At 43.2% G+C, this 18,742-nt stretch carries 19 protein-coding genes; 6 read left to right on the top strand and 13 right to left on the bottom strand.

Annotated elements, in window-relative coordinates:
- Positions 1-5: 5 nt before the first annotated feature.
- Entirely contained in the window at positions 6-1,247 is a 1,242-nt protein-coding gene (locus KP803_RS09020) for an acetyl-CoA C-acyltransferase (protein WP_248008507.1), read from the bottom strand.
- Between the two features lie 197 nt (positions 1,248-1,444).
- Between KP803_RS09020 and KP803_RS09015 the strand changes: the two genes are divergently transcribed.
- The 5 genes from KP803_RS09015 to KP803_RS08995 all read left to right on the top strand — a co-directional run bounded on the left by KP803_RS09015 (position 1,445) and on the right by KP803_RS08995 (position 6,505).
- Positions 1,445-1,822, top strand: coding sequence for a MerR family transcriptional regulator (locus tag KP803_RS09015; RefSeq protein ID WP_248008506.1), 378 nt, complete (start codon positions 1,445-1,447; stop codon positions 1,820-1,822).
- Positions 1,823-1,878: 56 nt separating this feature from the next.
- Positions 1,879-3,048, top strand: coding sequence for an isovaleryl-CoA dehydrogenase (locus tag KP803_RS09010; RefSeq protein ID WP_248008505.1), 1,170 nt, complete (start codon positions 1,879-1,881; stop codon positions 3,046-3,048).
- Between the two features lie 33 nt (positions 3,049-3,081).
- Complete coding sequence (locus tag KP803_RS09005; RefSeq protein ID WP_248008504.1) at positions 3,082-4,686, top strand: carboxyl transferase domain-containing protein; 1,605 nt, start codon at positions 3,082-3,084, stop codon at positions 4,684-4,686.
- A 97-nt stretch (positions 4,687-4,783) separates the two neighbouring features.
- Positions 4,784-5,581 (top strand): enoyl-CoA hydratase-related protein, encoded by a 798-nt coding sequence (locus KP803_RS09000; protein WP_248008752.1) that lies wholly within the window; start codon positions 4,784-4,786, stop codon positions 5,579-5,581.
- Between the two features lie 33 nt (positions 5,582-5,614).
- The gene (locus tag KP803_RS08995; protein ID WP_248008751.1) at positions 5,615-6,505 is read left to right on the top strand and encodes a hydroxymethylglutaryl-CoA lyase; all 891 of its coding nucleotides are present in this window, start codon (positions 5,615-5,617) and stop codon (positions 6,503-6,505) included.
- A 218-nt stretch (positions 6,506-6,723) separates the two neighbouring features.
- On the opposite strand, the gene KP803_RS08990 is transcribed toward KP803_RS08995, so the two are convergent.
- The 11 genes from KP803_RS08990 to KP803_RS08940 all read right to left on the bottom strand — a co-directional run bounded on the left by KP803_RS08990 (position 6,724) and on the right by KP803_RS08940 (position 17,394).
- Positions 6,724-7,362 (bottom strand): 2-dehydro-3-deoxy-6-phosphogalactonate aldolase, encoded by a 639-nt coding sequence (locus tag KP803_RS08990; RefSeq protein ID WP_248008503.1) that lies wholly within the window; start codon positions 7,360-7,362, stop codon positions 6,724-6,726.
- Positions 7,352-8,260, bottom strand: a complete 909-nt coding sequence (locus tag KP803_RS08985) for a 2-dehydro-3-deoxygalactonokinase (protein WP_248008502.1) — start codon at positions 8,258-8,260, stop codon at positions 7,352-7,354. The genes KP803_RS08990 and KP803_RS08985 overlap by 11 nt, the downstream gene beginning before the upstream one ends.
- Positions 8,261-8,304: 44 nt before the next feature.
- The gene (locus KP803_RS08980; RefSeq protein ID WP_248008501.1) at positions 8,305-9,447 is read right to left on the bottom strand and encodes a mandelate racemase/muconate lactonizing enzyme family protein; all 1,143 of its coding nucleotides are present in this window, start codon (positions 9,445-9,447) and stop codon (positions 8,305-8,307) included.
- 57 nt (positions 9,448-9,504) lie between these two features.
- Positions 9,505-10,773: a TRAP transporter large permease gene (locus KP803_RS08975; protein ID WP_248008500.1), complete on the bottom strand. Its 1,269-nt coding sequence runs from the start codon at positions 10,771-10,773 to the stop codon at positions 9,505-9,507.
- A gap of 9 nt (positions 10,774-10,782) precedes the next feature.
- A complete protein-coding gene (locus tag KP803_RS08970) occupies positions 10,783-11,256 on the bottom strand; it encodes a TRAP transporter small permease (RefSeq protein ID WP_248008499.1) in 474 nt (157 codons plus the stop codon).
- A 39-nt stretch (positions 11,257-11,295) separates the two neighbouring features.
- Positions 11,296-12,351, bottom strand: coding sequence for a TRAP transporter substrate-binding protein (locus KP803_RS08965; protein ID WP_248008498.1), 1,056 nt, complete (start codon positions 12,349-12,351; stop codon positions 11,296-11,298).
- Positions 12,352-12,408: 57 nt separating this feature from the next.
- Positions 12,409-13,125, bottom strand: coding sequence for an IclR family transcriptional regulator (locus tag KP803_RS08960; RefSeq protein WP_248008497.1), 717 nt, complete (start codon positions 13,123-13,125; stop codon positions 12,409-12,411).
- A gap of 318 nt (positions 13,126-13,443) precedes the next feature.
- Positions 13,444-14,157, bottom strand: coding sequence for a DsbA family protein (locus KP803_RS08955; RefSeq protein ID WP_248008496.1), 714 nt, complete (start codon positions 14,155-14,157; stop codon positions 13,444-13,446).
- Between the two features lie 97 nt (positions 14,158-14,254).
- Complete coding sequence (locus tag KP803_RS08950) at positions 14,255-14,800, bottom strand: protein disulfide oxidoreductase (protein WP_248008495.1); 546 nt, start codon at positions 14,798-14,800, stop codon at positions 14,255-14,257.
- The gene (locus tag KP803_RS08945) at positions 14,797-16,941 is read right to left on the bottom strand and encodes a protein-disulfide reductase DsbD family protein (protein WP_248008494.1); all 2,145 of its coding nucleotides are present in this window, start codon (positions 16,939-16,941) and stop codon (positions 14,797-14,799) included. Before KP803_RS08945 ends, KP803_RS08950 begins: the two co-directional genes overlap by 4 nt.
- A 60-nt stretch (positions 16,942-17,001) precedes the next feature.
- The gene (locus KP803_RS08940; protein ID WP_248008493.1) at positions 17,002-17,394 is read right to left on the bottom strand and encodes a hypothetical protein; all 393 of its coding nucleotides are present in this window, start codon (positions 17,392-17,394) and stop codon (positions 17,002-17,004) included.
- 188 nt (positions 17,395-17,582) lie between these two features.
- On the opposite strand from KP803_RS08940, the gene KP803_RS08935 reads away from it, so the two are divergent.
- Entirely contained in the window at positions 17,583-18,002 is a 420-nt protein-coding gene (locus KP803_RS08935; protein WP_248008492.1) for a universal stress protein, read from the top strand.
- Between the two features lie 116 nt (positions 18,003-18,118).
- Here KP803_RS08935 and KP803_RS08930 read toward each other — a convergent pair whose 3' ends face one another.
- On the bottom strand, positions 18,119-18,670 hold the full coding sequence (locus tag KP803_RS08930) for a GNAT family N-acetyltransferase (protein WP_248008491.1): 552 nt from the start codon (positions 18,668-18,670) through the stop codon (positions 18,119-18,121).
- Positions 18,671-18,742 lie beyond the last annotated feature (72 nt).

Raw genomic sequence — 18,742 nt, 5'->3', positions numbered from 1 at the left:
ATTTTTCAGTACGGAACTTCTAACCCTATTGCTGTTGCTTCACCGCCACCTATGCATAGGGAAGCAACCCCTTTTAATACTCTTTTATTATCTGGCCTAACACTGGCATCAACCTGAGTTTCTAATTTTCTTCGGGTTGCACCTAGCTGCCGTAACGCATGAATAAGCGTGACGATAATACGAGTGCCACTGGCTCCAATGGGATGACCTAATGCACATGCGCCACCTTTGATATTTACTTTCTCTTCATCTAGCGCTAACTGTTTTATCGCTATCTGCGTGACCACAGCAAACGCTTCATTAATTTCCCAAAGATCCACTTCATCGATAGACCAATCTAATTTGGAAAGCAGTTGCTCGATGGCAAAAACAGGCGCAATGGTAAATTCACTAGGTAATCTTGCATGAGTCGAATGGCCTTTTATCACAGCCAAAGGGCTCAAGCCTTGCTTTATAGCTTGTTCGGCGCTCATTACCACTAATGCAGCGGCGCCATCTGAAATAGAACTAGAGTTCGCTGCGGTAACGGTCCCTTCTTTGGCGAAAGCGGGGCGCAACGTTGGGATTTTATTGAGGTTAACTTCTGTTGGGTGCTCATCAAAATCTAGAATTTGATCGCTGTTAGAACCTTTTGCCGTCACCGGTACTATTTCATCGTCAAACAACTGCTGTTGCTGTGCACTCACCGCTCGGGTAATAGATTGTATTGCCCACTCATCCATACTTTGGCGAGATACTTCTAACTTATCGGCAATGGCTTGAGCATAGGTCCCCATCAACTCACCGTCATAGGCATCTTGTAACCCATCAAGGAACATATGGTCATAGGTAGTTTTATGACCCAGCCTCATTCCACCTCGTGACTCTTTAAGTAAATATGGCGCATTAGTCATGCTCTCCATACCACCTGCTACAATCGTATTCGAAGAGCCTGATTGTATTAAATCATGAGCGAGCATGACCGATTTCATTCCCGACCCGCACACCTTGTTTATCGTCATACAAGCCACCGAATCAGGAAGATTAGCACCCCGAGCGGCTTGCCTCGCAGGCGCTTGCCCACAACCAGCAGGGAGTACGCAGCCCATAATCACTTCGTCGATAGATGCGGGGGAAATAGAGGCTTCTTCCACGGCAGCGCGAATAGAGTACTGACCTAATTCCGGCGCAGAATACCGACTAAGCATGCCTTGAAAGCTACCCAGTGGTGTTCGTTTTGCTGACACTATCCAGATCGACTTGTCCATTCTTTCTCCTCGCCATAAAAGAAAACACGCTGTTCAAGTGGTTTGTTTTTTGAACTGTGATTTCTTGACGTTTACGTAAGCATAGCACTAACATTTACGTAAACGTCAAGAAACAAAATGACAACATGTAAAGCATTTTGCACACGCTTTCCTCACCAGAGTCGGTCTTCTTATCGGAAGCCAGAGGAGGTCTGTAAATGGAAACATTTAAAATTAGTGAATTGGCAAACGAGTTCGATATCACGACAAGAAGTATTCGATTCTATGAAGACATGGGCTTGATTTACCCGACAAGAAATGGAAGCACTCGTGTTTATCAACATCGTGACAAGATACGCCTAAAGCTCATCCTTCGGGGTAAACGACTTGGCTTCTCTTTGGCAGAAATTCGGGAGCTTTTTGAGCTTTACGATACCGACCAGTGTGATACCCAGCTTTTAAAAATGCTCACCATTATCGATGAAAAACAGCAGGTGCTTCAGCGCCAGCTTGACGATATTACAGTCGTTATGAGTGAACTCAGTTTAGCAAAAGATCGTTGCCACCAAGCTCTTAGCCGATCTCAACAAGGTTAATCAAATAACCGTAAAGTTGCAGATACCACTGATACAAGCGTCACTTAGGAGGCGTTATGAACAGTCATTTTCAACCACTGAATTTTGGGCATAGTGAAACTATTAATATGCTTAGAGAGCATGTAAATGGGTTCGCAACAGAACATATTGCTTCAATCGCAGCACGCATTGATAAAGATAATCAATTCCCCAACCACCTTTGGCAACGTTTTGGAGAAATGGGGCTTCTTGGGGTCACTGTAAGTGAGGAATACGGCGGCGCCGATATGGGGTACCTTGCCCATGTGATAGCAATGGAAGAGATCAGCCGCGCATCAGCTTCGGTCGCACTTAGCTACGGCGCGCACTCAAACTTATGCGTCAATCAAATCTTTCGTAACGGCACCCCTGATCAAAGAAAGAAGTACCTCCCTAAGTTGATCGACGGCACTCATGTTGGTGCGCTCGCCATGAGTGAAGCGAACGCTGGTTCAGATGTGGTTAGTATGCAGCTAAAAGCCGATCTCATTGATGATCATTATGTGCTCAACGGCACAAAGATGTGGATTACTAATGGCCCTGACGCCGATACGCTTGTCGTCTATGCGAAAACCGACCATGCCGCTAAATCTCACGGGATCACCGCTTTTATCATCGAAAAAGGCTTCGAAGGCTTCAGCCATGCGCAAAAACTAGACAAGCTAGGAATGCGCGGTTCCAACACGTGTGAACTGGTATTTGAACAGTGCAAAGTCCCTAAAGAAAACGTCCTTGGGGAAGTGAATCAAGGCGTTAAAGTACTAATGAGCGGGTTGGATTACGAACGTGTCGTCTTAGCCGCTGGTCCTCTCGGCATCATGCAAGCTTGCCTAGACCTCGTGATTCCTTATGTTCATGACCGAAAACAGTTTGGCCAAGCCATTGGAGAGTTTCAACTGGTACAAGCCAAGGTTGCTGATATGTATACCCGAATGAACGCCGCTCGCTCTTATGTCTACACGGTGGCCGCGGCTTGCGACCGTGGCGAATCGACAAGAAAAGATGCTGCAGGGGTTATTTTATATAGCGCTGAACTGGCGACGCAGATGGCGCTGGATGCCATTCAGCTGCTGGGCGGAAACGGCTACATCAACGAGTTTCCAGCAGGTCGATTGCTCCGAGACGCCAAGCTCTATGAAATTGGCGCAGGAACTTCGGAAATCAGGCGTATGCTGATTGGTCGAGAGCTATTCGAAGAGTCGAAATAATGCTTAGTATGAAAAAAGGTTAAGGGGCATTAAATGGCGATAATACTAACCAAAGCGAAACCTAATGATCCACAATTCAAAGCCAACAAAGCAGTCATGGACGAGCTCGTCGATAACCTTAACTCCAACTTAGATGTTATCAAGCAAGGCGGAGGAAAATCCGCCATAGAACGACAAAGAGCCAAAGGAAAGTTGCCCGTCCGCGAGCGTATCAACGCATTGCTCGATGACGACAGTCAGTTCCTAGAAATTGGCCAGTTCGCTGCGTGGCGAGTTTACGATGATTCTATTCCCTGCGCGGGCGTGGTAGCTGGAATTGGCACCGTCGAGAACGTTACCTGTATGATCATTGCAAATGACCCTTCAGTAAAAGGGGGAACCTACTATCCACTTACCGTTAAAAAACACCTTCGAGCTCAAGAAATTGCCGAACGCTGCCACCTACCTTGTATCTACTTGGTCGATTCGGGCGGCGCTAACCTTCCCCACCAAGCAGAAGTCTTTCCTGACAAAGACCATTTTGGTCGAATTTTCTTTAACCAAGCGAGAATGTCAGCCAAAGGGATTCCTCAAATAGCCGTCGTTTTGGGGTTGTGTACCGCTGGCGGCGCTTATATTCCTGCGATGGCCGATGTTTCCATCATCGTAAAGCAACAAGGCACCATATTCTTAGCAGGCCCACCTTTAGTGAAAGCAGCCACGGGTGAAGTGGTTACCGATGAAGCGTTGGGGGGCGCTGATGTACATTGTAAAAAATCAGGGGTTGCCGACTATTACGCGAACAACGACAACCACGCATTGACGTTGGCTCGAGATGCGATTGCCAGTAGTAATCAAGCACTTGTAACCACTCCAGAAAAGAAGGTTATTGCCCCAAGATATGAAATAAGTGAACTCTACGGGATTGTCAACGCTAACCTTCGCTTACTGTTTGATGCCAGAGAGGTCATCGCAAGAATTGTCGATGATTCCGACTTTGATGAATTCAAGGCCCTTTATGGCTCAACATTAGTTTGCGGGTTTGCTCACCTTAATGGGCACCCTATCGGAATTGTGGCCAATAACGGTATTTTGTTTTCAGAATCGGCCCAAAAAGGGGCTCACTTTATTCAACTTTGCGCAAAACGGAAAATCCCACTACTGTTTTTACAGAACATCACTGGTTTTATGGTGGGCAAAAAGTACGAGTCAGAAGGGATTGCGAAACACGGAGCAAAACTCGTTATGGCCGTAGCATGTGCCGATGTTCCTAAGTTTACCGTCATTGTCGGTGGCTCTTATGGCGCGGGTAATTATGGGATGTGTGGCCGAGCTTATGACCCAACTATGATGTGGATGTGGCCCAATGCCAGAATCTCTGTCATGGGAGGGGAACAGGCTGCTGGAGTGCTAGCCCAAGTAAGGCGCGACATTAAAAACCGTAAGGGCGAGTCGTGGAGTGACGAAGACGAGCTACAATTTAAACAGCCCATTATTGAACAGTATGAGACTGAAGGACATCCATACTACGCGAGTGCAAGACTTTGGGACGATGGAATCATCGACCCAAAAGAGACTCGAACGGTGTTGGGGCAAGCTTTAACGGCCGCATTGAATGCGCCCATTAAAGAGAGTGAATTTGGGATTTTCCGTATGTAGGCCTGTCATGATGAATAAACTGACTAAAGCAACGCAAGAAAATACAGATACCGTGTCGAATGACAGCGACAGCCCTTTGCTATGCCATATAGACAATATGGGCGTCGCTACTCTTACGTTAAATCGTGTTGATAAGCACAACGCTTTTGACGATGAGTTAATCAAGCAACTCAATAAACAATTGAAAAAGCTAGCTCGCCTTCCAAGCCTACGCAGCCTTATTCTCAGAGCAAATGGACGTTTTTTTTCATCTGGCGCGGATTTGAATTGGATGCAATCCATGGCAGATCAAAGCGCGAGTGAAAATAAGCTAGATGCCGACAATCTTGCTTTGCTCATGCAACGGTTAGATAACTTTCCAAGACCCACAATCGCGGTGATTGAAGGCGATGCATTTGGTGGGGCTATAGGGTTAATCTGTTGCTGCGATATTGCTATTGCCACAGAGAACGCTCAGTTCTGTTTTAGTGAAGTAAAACGGGGTCTTGTCCCTGCCACCATTGCTCCGTATGTCTGCCGTACTATTGGCAGCCGTCAGGCAAGGCGTTACATGCTGACAGCCGAAAAGTTTAATGCCATGACAGCCTATCAAATGGACATGCTGCACTTCGTGGTCGAATCTAGTTTTGTTCATCAACATGAGCATCAAAATAGAGAGCATAACCTACGTTTAGACGCGCAAGTTCAATCCGTTATTCATATGTTACTTTCAAATAGCCCGAATGCCCTCAAAGAGACCAAAACTCTCTGCCTTCGTTGTGATAAAAGCCCTATAGATCAAGAGCTCATCGATTATACCAGTCAATTAATCGCTGATATTCGCATATCTAAACAGGGGCAGGAAGGCGTTAGAGCCTTTTTCGCTAAACGCCCCCCAGCATGGAAACGTAAATAGATGCCAAGCCAAGTACATTCAAATAATCACGACATAAAACTACCAAGTCGGGTGAAAATCGTCGAGATGGGTGCTCGCGACGGGCTACAAAACGAGCATGTTGTTAGTACCCAAAGCAAGATTCAATTTATTAACCAACTGTCCAATACTGGTTTATCACATATTGAAGCTGGCTCCTTTGTCTCGCCTAAATGGGTACCTCAAATGGCGGACTCTAAAGAAGTCTTGGAATCGGTTATTAGAAGACCGAATGTTAGATATTCAGCCCTCACACCTAATCTTCAAGGGCTTGAACAGGCTATTGAAGCAGGCGCCGATGAAGTGGCCATTTTCACCTCTTGCTCTGAAGGGTTTTGTCAGAAAAATACCAACTGCACATTAATGGAAAGCCTAGAGCGTTTTATTCCTGTCGTTGAACACGCAAGTGCGCGGGATATTCCAGTGCGAGGCTACCTATCTTGTGTCATTGATTGCCCTTACGATGGACCTACGCCACCTGATAAAGTGGCTGAGATAGCCACGCTGTTACTCGATGTAGGCTGTTATGAAGTTTCGTTAGGCGACACCATTGGAACAGGCACGCCAGTGAGAGTTCAGCAGATGCTTTCTTCAGTGCAACAAGTTATGCCCACCCAACAAATCGCTGTTCACTTCCATGACACATGGGGGCAAGCGATAGCCAATATTTACCAAGCGCTACAAATGGGCGTAAGTGTGATTGATAGCAGTGTAGCAGGCTTAGGGGGCTGCCCTTACGCACAAGGTGCAAGTGGCAATGTCGCCACAGAAGATGTGCTTTATCTATGTAACCAACTTGGTATTGAAACAGGCGTAAATCTGGAGAAGGTCGCTCAAGTGGGTTGGGATATTTGTGCTGAACTGAATAAGTCCCCTACTTCTAAGGTCTCACTGGCTTTACGGTGAATAACATAATGAACGTTGGTATAGATGAAGGTAAATTATAGTGTTAAGTCATATAGTGGTGGCATGTTCAGTTATTTTCTGAGCTGATTTTTCAGTAATTTGTCTGATATTAGGCAAGGTAGAGGATTCAATAAGTAAAGACATTTAAACGATCTGCTATTGCTCTATATCGAACAATAATCAGATCGTTTTTATTATGCTCTAAAGAATCAGGACTATTAAGAGATAGACTCTGTATAAGATTGATTAAATGCTTTTGCGTTTGAGCGAATTTCCTCGTCAGACATGCCCGGCTTATACAAAGATGCGCCTAACCCAAAACCTTTAGCGCCAATATCTAAGTATGGCTTCATGCTTTCTACCGTTGGGTTAATACCACCTACAGGCAAACACGCGGTATCTGGTGGCAGAACAGAGTTCAAAGCTTTAAAGCCGTCTAATCCAATCATTGATATTGGGAAGAGTTTCAAACCTGTTGCCCCAGCAGCCAAGGCAGAGAAAGCCTCTGTAGGTGTGACGACTCCGGGGAACGTTACGCAACCAGCAGCAACGGACATTTTCACTACTTCTTCATTGAAGTTTGGTGTGACCATAAGATTCGCGCCCGTATCGATAACAGCCTGCGCTTTCTCTGCTGTCGTGACCGTTCCGGCACCAATAAGGAAATTTTCTCCAAAGTGTTGAACTAACGTTTTAATGCTAGTTAACGCATCTGGAGAATTTAAAGGCACTTCAATCATAGAAAATCCTTCCTCAATCAGAATTTGCGTAACTCGAACGCAATCGTCAGGAAGGATGCCGCGAATAATAGCGACTAAAGGTAAATGGTCGTTCAAGTTGAAGTCGTTATTTTTCATGGTTCATTGCCTCTTTAATTTTTAACATTCCAACGATAAAGCTTTCATCGCCATTAATGTATTTCGTTGTTTTATCTAATAGTGAACACGCCTTTTCATAACGGCTTGATAAAGCTTCGCCACCAACTAAATAAACGGTTTCATGCTCGAGTTCACGCACTTCGTTGCCAATTAAAAGCCCTGACAAGTAATCGTGTACTTCAGTATCTTGCAAATTGCCAAACAAACGGTGTGTACGCGCTTTAAAGAGCTGATTTGTAATGGTTGAGTTACCACTTTCACCGACCCCCTTTTCAAACGCTGAATGAGAGTCTGTTTGTAATGGTAATCCTCGGCCTAATATTGTTTGGGTGGACAAGGCAGAGAAAAGCTCCCCTGTCATGTAGGTATTGAACGCTTCAATAGTTCCGTTGCCGATCTCGACATGCTTACTATGAGTACCAGGAAACGCTGCCTGAAGATTTGATTTACCAACGATTTCTATTAGCCCAAACAGTTGAACCTCTTCTCCACGCATAACATCAAAGCCACCATGTTCATCACAATGACTCACGCCTGGAATAATCGTCGCCTTAGCCCCCCACGGAAGCGTGAACTGGTGTGTATTTTTCGCAAGGGTATCAATAGAAGCAGGGGTTGATACATAAGGAACATTGACCCATCCTTGAGCAGATCCCACCATTCCTGCCATGAAAATAGGCAGTGATATATAGCTTTCTAACCAGTCACTAAGCATCGATTCCAATTTGTCGGCAAAGCTACCTTCTTCAACCTGAAGCAACCCCATTTTGTGTTCAATTTTATCAACCAACGTTCCTTCGTCACTCATTGCGAAAGCACGAAAATTGGTTGTACCCCAATCGAGGATAAGCCAACTAACTCTGTTTTTATCATTCATATGGTATCGCTCATTGGTGCACTCGAAAGTGCACCTTTAAAGGTTTAGTTAATTTTGTATTGCTTAATAATGTCTACATTCACATCGACACCGATACCCGGCTTGGTCGAAATTTGCACTTTGCCATTCACCATTTTAATGCCATCACATATCAGATCTTTGCGGAATGGATGATCTGATTGGTCAAACTCAAGCATTGGCTCGATAGGGTTCAGCGAAAGCGGTGAGCTTGGCAATGAAGCGATAAACTGCAATGACGCCGCAATGCCTATCCCAGAACCCCAAACATGTGGAATCATCATCGTGCCATTGGCCTGAGCCATAGCAGCGATTTTTTTACATTCTGTAATACCGCCTGATGAACAAAGATCCGGTTGGATAACGTCAAGAGCGCGTTGTTCAAGCCATGGTCGGTAACCCAACTTCCCAAAGAGTTGCTCACCAGCCGCAATGTAGGTCTTGGACAGGTTCTTAATTTCTTTATAACCGACAATATCTTCAGGCGGTAACAGTTCTTCCAAAAAGTACAGGTTATACTCCTCGGTTTCTTTAATGATTCGACGTGCAGCGGCTGCGTTATAAGCACCGTTCGCATCGGCCATGATCTTCACGTCATTACCGACCGCTTCGCGGATTGAACGGATGAATGCGATGTCTTCTTCTACGCCAAAGCCAATTTTCAATTTAAATGCTTCGAAACCTGAATCAACGTATCGATGCGCTTCTTCAATTGAAACTTCTGGGTATTTCGCATCCGCAATACGATAGAATCCAGTCGCGTATGGCGTCACTTCTTTACGAAATGCGCCACCAATCAATTGATGAATCGGTTTATCTAAAGCCTTACCAATGACATCCCATAACGCAATATCAACGCCACTGATGGCATTGACTGCAGCACCACCACCATACGGACGCGTCACGTTGTACATCTCTTCCCAAAGAACTTCGACATCAAATGGGCTGCGGCCGATTAGCATTGGTTTAAACGTATGCTCAACAAATGCCGCTGCAATATGAGGGCTTTGTAAACCATGGCATAGTGCTTCACCAAACCCAACAACACCTTCATCAGTAACGATTTCTATGATCATTGAGCTTCTGTTATGTACCCAACCTTGCGCAAAGTAGAACGGTGTCTCAAGTGGAACTGAGATAGCGTGTGGGATGACATTAATAATTTTCATAAAATAACCTTACTTAGATTTCAAAAGTAAAAATCAACTTCTCTTAAATCAATTCTGTTAAAGCAATAGCAGTGATATCTGCGGAATAAACACAATCATAGTTAATGCAAACATCATCGCTAAGAAGAATGGAATGATTGCTTTCGATAATGTTTCAACCGAGACACCGGACACACTTGAGCCTACAAATAAGTTTAAACCTAGAGGTGGCGTGATAAATCCGATAGCTAAGGTCACTACCATGATGATGCCGGTGTGAACAGGATTGAAACCAAACAACATTGCTACTGGAACTAAAATTGGCGTGAGGATGATGATCGCAGCGACCGTTTCCATAAAGCAGCCAACAACGAGTAACAAAGCAACCATAAGAACAATGAAGACAACTTTACTGTCAGAGAACTCTAGCATTGCATTAGCAATCTGTGTTGGTATTTGTTCTAGTGCCAAGTACTTACCAAAGGCCGTCGCTGTGCCCACAATGATCAGGACGATAACAGAGGTTATAACCGACTTAGTGAAGATTTTCGGTAAATCGGTAAACGTAATCTCTTTGTAAGCAAACAGACTCACAACTAACCCATAAACAACCGCAACCACACTCGCTTCAGTTGGCGTGAAGATACCGCCATAGATGCCGCCAAGAATGATAACAGGGATGAGCAGTGCTAACTGAGCATGCTTAAACTGACGCCAAACTTCTTTCCAACAAAATGGTTCTTCCGACCCTTTATAGCCTTTCTTCTTCGAATAAACGTACGACCAAGCCATTAAACAGAATGCAACTAATAGCCCAGGGATAATGCCCGCAATGAATAAATCACCAATAGAAACGCCAGCAGAAACGCCGTACATTACCATAGGAATACTTGGTGGGATCATGACACCAATCGCCCCCGCTGCAGTAACAACGGCCGTTGCAAAACCTTTGTCATAGCCATACTTGATCATAGCTGGAATCATGATTCCGCCTACCGCTGCAACCGTTGCAGGCCCAGATCCGGAAATGGCTGCAAAGAACATACACGTGATGATGGAAGCGATCGCAAAACCACCCGTAATGTTTTTCACTAACGAATTAGCAAAGTTCACCAATCTCTGCGAGATACCGCCACTGCCCATGATGTCACCGGCTAAGATGAAAAATGGTACAGCCATGATTGGAAACGAGTCCACAGAAGTAATCAGTGTGCTCACCAAAAAATCGACACTTAACGTTCCTGTGGAAAGAATCGTTAGTAACGTAGCCACGCCTAACGAAATGGCAATGGGCACTGAAAAGATCACCAACAGTGCAAACGTCGCGAATAAAATAAATACCGACATGACCTTCTCCTATTCAATCGTCTTGAGTTCATCTGTGGTTATCAGCATCTGCTGTATTAACCTAAATGAAGTAAGTGCAAACCCTACAGGACCCGCTAAATAAACTATCCACATTGGTAGCCCCAATGCTGGAGAAGTTTGGCCTAAGTAATATAGATTCATGACCATTTGCGTTGATTTAAATAAAATAACGATTGAGAACACAAAAAATACCAAATCTGAAAATAAACTAAGATATTTTTTCTCTTTATTATCAACAAGCATTGTTAATGCTTCTATTTTTATGTGACTTTTCTTTGCCACAGCAAAACTAATACCAATATAAATCAACCAAATAAAGCAGTATCGTGCTAACTCTTCCGTCCAAGAAACAGAATAATCTAATGTCCTTGTTACCACCTGAAGAAATATTGAAGCTACCATAATAACCAGCAATATGACTGCAATGGTGTTTTCAAAATACTTATCTAACCATTTCAACATAATAAATCCTCGCTTCGCGATGGGCGCGAAGCTTTTTAATTAATTGCTTGCTAATTCAGCTTCGGCTTTTTCTATTTGTTTTTGGAAAGATGCCACGACATCTGCGCCAATAATCGGTGTGTATTTATCAATAACCGATGTGGTCGCTTCTTGGAACCCCTTTACAGCTTCTGGTGTTAACGTCACAACATTCATGTTCGCTTTAATCACTTCTAAACTTTCCATATTGACACGTCGGTTTACTTCACGCTCATAATCACCAGCATCAATAGCAGCTTGTCGTAAGACACGTTGATCATGCCTACTTAACTTATTCCAAGTTTGTTGGCTAACAATCAAAGCCAATGGTGTGTAAACATGTCCAGTGTTCGACAGTGTGCTTTGTACTTCATACAAATTATTCAATGCGATATTTGGGTATGGGTTCTCTTGACCATCCACAGTGCCTTGTTGTAATGCTGTGAACAGCTCATTAAATGCCATAGGCGTTGGCGTTGCGCCCATTGCATTCCACGCATCAAGGTGAAGTGGGCTTTCCATGGTGCGGATCTTTAAGCCTCTAACATCATCAATAGAACGAACGGCTTGTTTAGAATTTGTTACGTGACGGAATCCATTTTCCCAAAAATCGAGTCCAACAAGACCTTTTGCCTGCAGTCTATTTAACATCTCATCACCAAAGTCGCTTCGTAGAACTTTATCAGCAACTTCTTCACTAGTGATCATAAAAGGAAGATCAAAAACGTTGTATTCAGGATAGAAGTTAGCCAGTGGGCCAGTCGATGGAATCGATACATCCAACGTACCCAGTTGAAGCATTTCAATGGCTGCACGATCGTCACCAAGCTGCGCCGATGGATAGATATCCACTTTTAGCTCGGTAAATTTCTCTACTATTTCTTTAAATTTAGCCGCTCCATCATATATTGGGTGTTGATTATTAGAGCTCATACTAAAACGTAAAGTTTGTACTTGTGACTCACCCGCTGCAATACTCATTGTATTATTACTTTGGGAATTAGTAACAATAGCTGCACCAATGATTGAGGCGACAAACACCCCACCAATGGCTAGGGTTTTTCCTGTTCTAGACATAGTCGTACCTGATTTTAATATTTATAATTGGGAGCATGTAATATGCTCCTGTAGGGGTTAATTAAGTTGTTTTGATATCTTCTTGCAATATTCTGTGATTACTGGGATTAGTTCCTTCATTCTTTCGTCTGGCATATATTCTTTAATACTAGTCACTGATAAAGCCGCAATAATATTGTCATATTTATTACGAATTGGGACGGCAACGCAGCGAACAAGATCTTCGTTATCTTCCAAGTCGTAGCTATAATCATATTTTGAATATTCTTCTAATCGTTTAAGCATTGGCTCAATTTCATGAGAAGTTTGAGAGGATATAAGTCGAATCCACTCCATCTTTGGCATATCAATCATTAACGCTTTACCAATGCCCGTTGCAGACATTGGTAATCTGTCACCCACTTGTGAACGTAATTGAATGGCTCTCTCACCTGGGACTTTGTCCAAATAAAAGATTTGATCTTCGTCTTTAATTCCTAGGTGAACCGTGTCTTTTGTACGAGACGCAAGCTCTCGTATATACGGTTTAGCAATCTCTTTCAAAGGCATATCTTGTTGAGCGCGAATACCAAGTTGAATCATTTTGGTTCCCAGAACTAAACCAATACCTTTCACTTCTCTCACATATCGGGCTTCAATTAGCCCTTGTAAGATTCTATGAACTGTCGATTTTGGTAGCCCTAAGTCATCACAAATGTCTTTTAATTGACGATGACCATCTGCAATAGAATCAATAACCGCTATCGCTTTTACCAGTGCCTGATTGCCTTGCATTTCACTTATCCAACTGCCTTAATCTGTTGGTTGAAATATATCGTTTGCCAAAGATTATTAATGTGATCACCCTCAACGTTCCATTTTGTGAAACACTAATCCCACATTATGGAATGCTTGGCTTTTTGGGTCGTATTTTGAGTATCCGCTGATGAGTTGTGCGAAAAACAAAGATAGGGCTTTAAAAAAAGGGCTTAGGAATAATTGCATACACGACGGCGTATTGACGCATATCATCTAGGATTACTACACTATTAAAAAAGGCGCATGATGCGCCTTTAGGTTATGTGGTTTAACAATCTGACCAAGTTAGTTTAACTAATTAATCGATCCTTTTTCCAAAAGCATCTGCTCTAGTTTATCTAATGACATATAACCAGATACCAACTCACCGCCAATCAACATTGCTGGTGTGCCGCGGATACCTAGGTCAGTCATCAGGTTGTAATTGGTTGCCATCATTTCTGTTGAGAGCTTATCGGCTTCATATTGAGCTTCTGTACCTGTTTTCTGTGCCACCTTAAAAACAGACGCTTCATTATGTGCGCCCGGTTTACTGATCAACATATCATGAACTTCAGCGTACTTTTCTGGTGCATTCTGCCAAACATTCAACGCATACGTTGTTGAGTTGTTTTTGTGTCTTAACTCTTTTAACGGTACCAACAGGTTAATCACTTTGATTTGTTCTGGGTACTTATCCACGAGTTCATAAAGAACAGGGTCTAATTTTTTACACCACGGACAGCTGTAGTCCGTCACATTCACAATTGTCACCGAAGGCTCTTTTGCGCCAAATGAGGATTGATTCGGATTGTTGTAAATGTAGTCATGATTATGCTCTAGCGCTTGGTCAAATACGTTTTGTTGGCTCAAGTAGTTAATCAAGCTGGTATGAAGCCCATCAATAAGCGATGGATTCGAATTCAGCATCTCATTGATCTCTTCCATTTTCTGATCTTGATTTTTTGCTAGTGCCAAAGGCGACACAAGTAATGTAGTGACCATAGCTGCGATGATTTTCAGTTTCATTTTCTTATCCTAAACAGTGACTGTCCAAAGGCGCTTGTGGGCGGCGGCCCGAATTGTCTAAGCGCCTTTTTTAATATGTGATTTAATACTTAATGGATTAAAAGTTTTCTAGCCATAAACGAGCATAAAGACCAGGCGGTGTTGTTATGCCCGTCGTAACAGACTTAATTTGACCTTGATGAAGAATGACAATTGTTGGTGTCACTGAGACACCCCATTGTCGAAATATTTCGCTACGATTGTCATTAATATTATTAAAGTGATAATCATGAGCAGCCATAAATCGTGACACTCTTTTATCTTCGCCTGAACTGCCCGCAATACCAACAACGTGGTACGAATCCCCCACACTATTGATAGTCGGTGACACAAATTTACAAGCCCCACACCAGGTTGCCCAAAAATAGACAATAACAGGCTTTGAATAACTCATTTCGATGGCATCTAAATACTCGCCAGATAGCGTTAAACCTTCTAACCTGGGGGCAACTTTAGTCGGCATCTCGCTCATACGCCAAGCGTCGACGGCCATTGAAACAGCGACAATAACAACAAAATAGATAGCGATCTCTTTTAACCAATGTTTTAAGGATCTTTTCTTTTTTGTTGTTTTCTCGACTGTTGTTTGGTTACCCGTGCTCATTTAGCGCCTCCACTTGCCTGATTGATAGCTTCTACAACCCCGTCACTAGTCAAAATAACGGGAAGAGGAATGCCATTTGGCGCTTCTGGCCCATACACGATATTGAATGGGACACCAAATCGGCCATTATCGTGCAGATATGAGGTCACTTTTGCACTTGGACGCGTCCAGTCACCTTTCATTGTGATCACATTGTCATGCTGCAATGTACTATAGACAGGATCTTGAAGTACTACCCCAATCTTGTTTGCTTTGCAGGTAATACACCAGGCGGCGGTGACATCAACAAATACAGTTTTACCCTCCGCGACATATTGAGCAATATCGCTGGTCGATAAACGTTGCCAATTCGGTTCTGGCGGTAGTGGGCTTACCCATTTGTCTGCCGTCATACTTCCAATCATCATTCCACCAGCAATCAAAACAATCGTTATACCTCCTGTCCAAGCTGCTGCTTTTTCACCGTGCACCTTCAACGTACGAATAAACAGAGTAATCACAGCAATAATCGCGATGATGTAGACCCATAAGATCGGTAAGTGATTTGCTAACAAGGTCAGTAACCAAATACTAGTCAGCAACATCATTGCGCCAAATAGGTATTTCACCTTGTTCATCCAAGCACCTGGTTTAGGTAGCGAGAGTGCAATGGCTGGGAAGATAGAAACCAATATCCAAGGCAACGCCATTCCAAGCCCTAATGCGATGAATATGGCAAACATAGTTGGGATGTTGGTCGCTAATGCAAACGCTACGGCTGTTCCTAAGAAAGGTGCTGAGCACGGCGTTGCTAATAACGTTGCAAACATACCTTGCGTGAAATGCCCTGAATAGGAGTCATCGCCTTTCGATGCCATCCAAGTATTGCTATTCGAAGATAATCTAATTTCGAACAATCCAAGCATATTCGCGCCAAACAGAGCAGTGATTAGCACCATCAAACCAATGAACCAACCGCTTTGGAATTGAATGCCCCAACCTATGGCGCTGCCTGTCAACTTTAGCGCGGCTAATAACGCAGCAATAAACATAAACGAGATTAATATTCCTGCCGACGAGGCTAAGAACTGCAAACGAATTTGTCTTCTATTCAATGATGAGGCTGAGACGACACTACTCAGTTTCATTCCTAGTACAGGCAAGACACAAGGCATAATGTTCAGGATCAAACCACCTAGAAGAGCAAAAACGAACATCTTCCCAATAGACAAACTGTTTGTACTTTCAGTAATATCCTGCGAAACAACAACGGTTGGTAACTCAGTAATAAAGTCTTGGTCATCAATGGTGACCAAAATTTCTTCATCACTAAGTTGGGGCGTTCCCATCCAACTTGTTACTTCAAAGGTAGCCACTAACGTTTCACCGTCAATCTTTACGATCGGTCGGGTAAACGCGGAATCTTTGACTTCTTCTGAATGTCCATCGACAAGTACATTCGGCTTATCCCAGCCTATTTTCTTAACGGCTGTGACTTGTAGCTTTCTTTTATTATCATCCCATACAGCGGTGACTTCTTGGATAAGGGGTGATGCCTTAGGGACTTTACTTACCCCTTGAGCGTAGATATGCATAGCATCATCGGACAGCATCAATTCAGAGGGAACAAATGTTAACTCGAAGGGATAGTCGGTCAATACACATACGGTTGTACAAGATGATAAAGTGAGATTCGAGCGAAATATCACTGGGGCATTCATATCATCGACATGCAATGTCATCGGGAAAACAACGCGCTCTTTATAACCAAGGGTCTCAATTCCTAGTAGCGTGAACCTTTGTGGGTAGGGCCAAAACCAATCAATATTATTGAGGTTATCGGATTCATCCCACGCCATACTTGGTGTAATTCCCCCCTCGCCCGGGCTACGCCAATATGTTTTCCAATCACCAGAAAGCTTAACTTCTAGGAAGCCTTCTACCGTTTTCTCCGTTTCACTCACCTGACCTGTAATGACAAATCGGGTTTCAACAGGTGGGTGATTAGGGTTTTGTAACCACCCTGTGCTGACTGTATCGGCACTTGGCTCAGAAGCAGGTAAAGCTTGAGCCAGTGCTTTGGGAATGAGTATAAATGCGCTAATTACAAGTACAACCAACCATAAAAAGGCTGATACAGCGGCAAAACTAATTTTTTTCATCTGTGTTCCTATAAAAATAAAGATATAACGAATCGCTGGCAGAACCAGTTATCGAAATTTTTATTCTCTAAACACACATAATATTAAGTGGGGTCGCCGTTTGGGGACAATCGGCTCAGTGAATGATGCAAAGTTGTTTGGCAGCGACATCAGAGTAGCAATAAACAACAACGCAAATACAAACATCATTAGTGGGTAGTCATCCACTTGATGTTGATAATGATTGAGCAGTTGTTTCGATAACTCACATTCCTGAGTAACACCAGTAGTATCACTGTTTGAACCCGTCTTCACGGTGACGAGTTCTTTAGAGAAGGTGGGGGATTCTATCGAATATCCAACAGAGCAAACTTGAAAAAATCCTGAGTTTTGCGCCACGCAAACAAACACAACCCACCATACGATCGCAAGCGACCAACGGGCTAATTTGTATTTGCTTTGAGAAATCTGCATGGCTTCTACTATTGGTAAGTGTGACAGGTATTGTCTTAGTTTTTATAGGACAAGTACAAGGAGTATTTGTTCCATTAAAAGTATTTTAATCTCTCACGTTTAGATTGGTCACTTTGCGACCTCCTGCGCATCAATATTGCGCACTTATCGCTATTATAACGTGAGTACGTAAAGAAAGAGGAATAGTTATGAAATACAAACACATCCTAGTTGCTCTAGAGCTTTCAGACGACAGTAAAATACTCATTGATCGCGCTATTTTTCTCGCCAAGACGATGGGAGGTGAAGTATCCTTCGTTCATATGGATGGGACACATGGTGAGATTTATCCTGACCTAATCGATATTACAACCGATGTTGATGATATTCCGTTAAAGCAAAACTCGATCGACAAGCTACGAACCTTTGAAGATTATACCGACTACCCAATCAAGTCCTTCTTTGTTGGCACTGGTGATCTTAGCAACAAACTTCATGACACTATTATTGATAACAATGTTGACCTATTAATATGTGGGCATCACCACGACTTTTGGAGCAGTATCGTATCTTACTCCAAACACCTCATTAATAAGTCTCCAGTGGATATTTTGATCGTACCGATTTAAAAATCATCTCTGGGTAGTTCCCAAAAATGGCTGGGTGTACGTCCATGTGGCAAGTACACCCAACTCTTCTTCGTTCATAAGATCAGCCGTCAACTATCCAACTGAGTTTAGGTGTATTAACGATTCAACGAATCAAAGCGTTCTTTTGTAATCCCATATAAAACGCGATCTTCAAAGCCATCTTCTAGTTTGTAATACCCTTTTTGGGTGCCTTCATGTTGATAGCCACACTTTTCCATCGTCTTGTATGAACCTACATTTCCAACATAGCAATCAGCGGTTACTTTATGCGCACTTAGGTGGTCAAAGGCTAAGCGTGTCATAAATTGGCATGCTAATGTCGCAATACCCTTCCCCCAAGCATGCTCTGATAATTGATAAAATACCGTGGGAGTGAAGCGAATTCCAAGACGGATCAAAGGCGCTTCATCTTTTAAAACTAACGTCTGCGTGCTGGGCGTAAGAAGGTGATTACCAATGCCGCAGAAGTGATCGGATTTATTTCTATAATAGTAATGTTGATGAATCGGCGTAATGATGTAATGAGCATTCACATTAGGAACCAATTGCGGCATTGAATCAATCTCATCACCCGCTGCAACATCTAACAACCACACCCAGTCAACGATGTGTTTAAGTGACTCTATTTGGTGTTTCCAAGTAATCATCACAACCCCTATTCATTAAACATCATATTAATCACGTAAAACCGTCAATTCAACTTACGTAATCATGATTAC

The sequence above is a fragment of the Vibrio amylolyticus genome (genome assembly GCF_023145695.1).
In the GTDB taxonomy this organism is placed as follows: domain Bacteria; phylum Pseudomonadota; class Gammaproteobacteria; order Enterobacterales; family Vibrionaceae; genus Vibrio; species Vibrio amylolyticus.
Note: the sequence above shows the minus strand (reverse complement) of the source record. Positions and strands in the feature narration are given on the sequence as shown.